The 3,339-nt window shown below is 61.8% G+C and carries 2 protein-coding genes; one reads left to right on the forward strand and one right to left on the reverse strand.

The genetic code is table 11. The features are described 5' to 3' along the window. A partial coding sequence (locus WA354_RS20285; protein ID WP_472814838.1) for an ABC transporter permease occupies positions 1-2,285 on the forward strand: 2,285 nt, incomplete at its 5' end. Between the two features lie 105 nt (positions 2,286-2,390). Here WA354_RS20285 and WA354_RS20290 read toward each other — a convergent pair. After that, positions 2,391-3,317 carry an EamA family transporter gene (locus WA354_RS20290; protein ID WP_472814839.1) on the reverse strand — a complete coding sequence of 309 codons (927 nt, stop codon included), beginning with the start codon at positions 3,315-3,317 and terminating at the stop codon, positions 2,391-2,393. Between the last annotated feature and the right edge of the window lie 22 nt (positions 3,318-3,339).

The following is a 3,339-nucleotide window of genomic DNA, read 5'->3' on the forward strand; positions in this document are numbered from 1 at the left end:
ATCGAATCATGCAGATCCTGCTGACGGGTCCGGGGGGGAGCGGGCCGGGCGCGTCGATTCCGAAGTTCCAGGAATGGCAGAGGCAGACTTCGATCTTCAAGGATGTGGCGGCGTACGATTTTGCGGGGCCAGGATTCAACATTACGGGGGACCGGCCGGAGTTGATCCACGGCATTCACGTGTCGGAGGGGTATTTCCGCGTGTTCGGTGCGCCGGTGATTCTGGGCCGCACTTTCACGCAACAGGAAGACTCGCAGAATGGCGGGCACGTGGTGGTGTTGAGCTATGGCTTGTGGCAGAGGAGGTTCGGCGGAGATCCGAAGGTCGTTGGGCAGGCGCTTTCGTTAGGCGGTGAGCCGTACACGATTATTGGCGTGCTGGGGCGAGATTTCGTGTCGGACCCTGAGGCGGATATCTGGATTCCGTTTCAGTTTGAGGCGAACAGCATCAACCAGGGACATTTCTTTCTGGGAGCCGCGATGCTGAAGCCCGGCGTGACGGTGGCGCAGGCAAACGCACAGATGAAGCTGGCGTACGCCGAATTCCGGCGAAGATTCCCTGACGCTGATCCGAAAGGAGGGTTTGCGGTTCAGCCGCTGCGGGATTCGATTGTGCAGGATGCGCGGACGTCTCTGCTGGTGCTGCTGGGTGCCGTGGGGCTGGTGCTGCTGATTGCGTGCGCCAATGTGGCCAATCTGCTGCTGGTTCGGGCGACGGGGCGCAAACGCGAATTCGCGATTCGCGCGGCGATGGGTGCAAGCCGGGCACGGGTGATCCGGCAACTACTGACAGAGAGCGTTCTACTGGCCGTGATCGGCGGGGTTCTGGGGTTGGCACTTGGGTTTCTGGGAGTGCGGTGGCTGCTGGCGATCAGTCCGGCGGGGCTGCCGCGGCTGGGAGAGGATGGAACAGCGGTGGGAGTGGACTGGCGCGTGCTTGGCTTTACGCTCCTGGTTTCGTGCGGGACGGGAATATTGTTCGGACTGTTTCCGGCGTTCAGCGTGTCGCGCACCGATCTGAATTCGACACTGAAGGAGAGCAGCAACCGCGCAGGAACGGGCTTCCGTCAGGGGAAGACGCGCTCACTGCTGGTGGTTACAGAGGTTGCGCTGGCGATAGTGCTGCTGGTGGGAGCCGCTCTGCTGATTCGCACCTTTGTTGCGCTGCGCGGGGTGAACGCTGGTTTCGATCCGCATAATGTGCTGACGATGGAGATGTCGATGAACGGGGACCGGTTCAGCAAAACGGCCGCAATTGCGCAGCTTTCGCGCGACGGAAGGCAACGGCTGAACGGCATACCGGGGGTGGAAAGCTCGGCCTTCACATGCTGCCTGCCGGTGGAAGGGCAGTTCGGATTGCCGTTCGCGATTGTTGGAAGGCCAGTGGATCCAGCCAAGGGGCAGCCGGGCGCGGGATGGATGCAGGCATCCCCGGATTACTACAAGACGTTCAAGATTCCGATAATTCGCGGGCGCGAATTCACTGATGCGGATACGGCTTCTTCGCCGGGCGTGGTGATCATCAACGAGGCCCTGCAGAAGGAGTACTTCAAGAATGAGAATCCAATCGGGCAGCAGATTTCGATTGGCAAAGGCATGGGGCCTCCATTTGAAGAGCCGGCGCGCCAGATTGTGGGCGTGGTGGGAAACACGCATGACCGGGGGCTGGACCAGGACACTCCGCCGCTGATGATTGTGCCGGACTCGCAGGTTCTGGATGCGATGACCGCGCTGAATGCGAAGATCGTGCCGCTGCGGTGGGCGGTTCGCACGCACGGTGACCCGCGGCAGTTGAGCGCGGCCATCTCAGAGCAGTTGCGGCAGGCGAGCGGAGGCTTTCCAGTGTCCCACATCCGAACAATGGAGGAAATTGTGTCGAGGACGACGTCGCGGCAGAGCTTCAACATGATGCTGCTCACGATCTTCGGCGCGATCGCGCTGGTGCTGGCGGCGATCGGGATCTACGGATTGATTGCGTACTCGGTGCAGCAGCGAACGCAGGAGATCGGGATTCGCATGGCGCTTGGCGCGGATCGCGGGACGATTCGCAAAATGGTTGTGTGGGATGGCATGAGGCTGACGCTGATCGGGATGGTGGTCGGGATCGGCGCTTCGTTCGGACTTACCCGCCTGATTGCGAGCTTCCTGTTCGGCGTGAAGACGTGGGATCCGACGGCGTTTATCGCTGTGCCGGTGGTGCTGGCAACGGTGGCGCTTCTGGCAGTGTGGCTGCCGGCCTTGCGGGCTTCGCGGGTGGAGCCGATGATGGCGCTGCGGGTGGAGTGAGGGGTCTGAAATAAATTCCCTTCCCAGGTCTCAAAATCGAGACCCTTGGCTTCGCTCAGGGCAGGCTCTGGGGCACCCGTCGATTCGGGGCACTCGGATTGGTGCCTAGTCGCGGCGCAGGATTAGAAAGACGCTGATGAGGACGAGGGCTGTGCCGGCGAGGATGCGGCCAGTGACTACTTCTCCGGCGATGAAGTAGCCGAGGGCTACGGCGACGATGGGATTCACATAGGCGTGGCTGGAGACGCGCGTCGCGGGCATGTGACCGAGCAGCCAGACGAAGGCTGTGAACGCCAGCAGCGATCCGAAGATGATGAGGTAGAGCAACGCTCCGACAGCACGCAGGGAGATGTGCGGGAAAGGGTGCATCTCGCCGAATCCAGCGGAGAGTGCAAGAAGCATTGCGCCGCCCAGCATCATGGCAGCGCCCGCGGTGACAGGGCGTGATTTGGGCAGGTTCATGGAGCGGGTGAGGACAGAGCCAAGTGCCCAGGTTGTGGCGCCGGCGAGGATGGCGAGACATGGGACGAGAGCGAGATGGACTTTGCTGCCGGGAATGAGGAGCACGGCGACGCCAACGAAGCCGAGGATCGTCGCGACGGCCCACATGGGCCGCATGCGCTGCCGGCGGAGGATGAGCATCTCCAGGATCAGGGTGAGGATGGGGAGCGTGGCTGCGAGTACGGAGACGACGCCGGAGGGGACGTACCTTTCTGCCCAGAAGAGCGGGCCATACTCGGCGACGAACATGAGGAGTGCCATGATGGTCAGGCTTCGCCACTGCGCGAGCGTCGGTTTCGCCCCGCCTTTAAATCGCATGAAGGCGTAGAGCAGGACGCCGGCGGTGAAGAAGCGAGATCCAGCGGCGAACAGCGGGGGGAGCTCTTCGACGGCGATGCGGATGGCGAGGAACGTGGTACCCCAGAGCACGTAGATGGCGAAAAAAGACAGGAACAGGCGAATACGGTAGGACCTGCGGTCTCCCTCGTCGTCGAGATTGCTGACCGATTTGATAACCACCGAATCCGCCATAGATGGTTACCATCTTTACATC

This window comes from Occallatibacter sp. (genome assembly GCF_049802275.1).
In the GTDB taxonomy this organism is placed as follows: domain Bacteria; phylum Acidobacteriota; class Terriglobia; order Terriglobales; family Acidobacteriaceae; genus Telmatobacter.

What these genes read in the sequence shown, in the direction of transcription:
- WA354_RS20290 (WP_472814839.1), bottom strand. Translation starts at nt 3,317, where the DNA reads ATGGCGGATTCGGTGGTTATCAAATCGGTCAGCAATCTCGACGACGAG.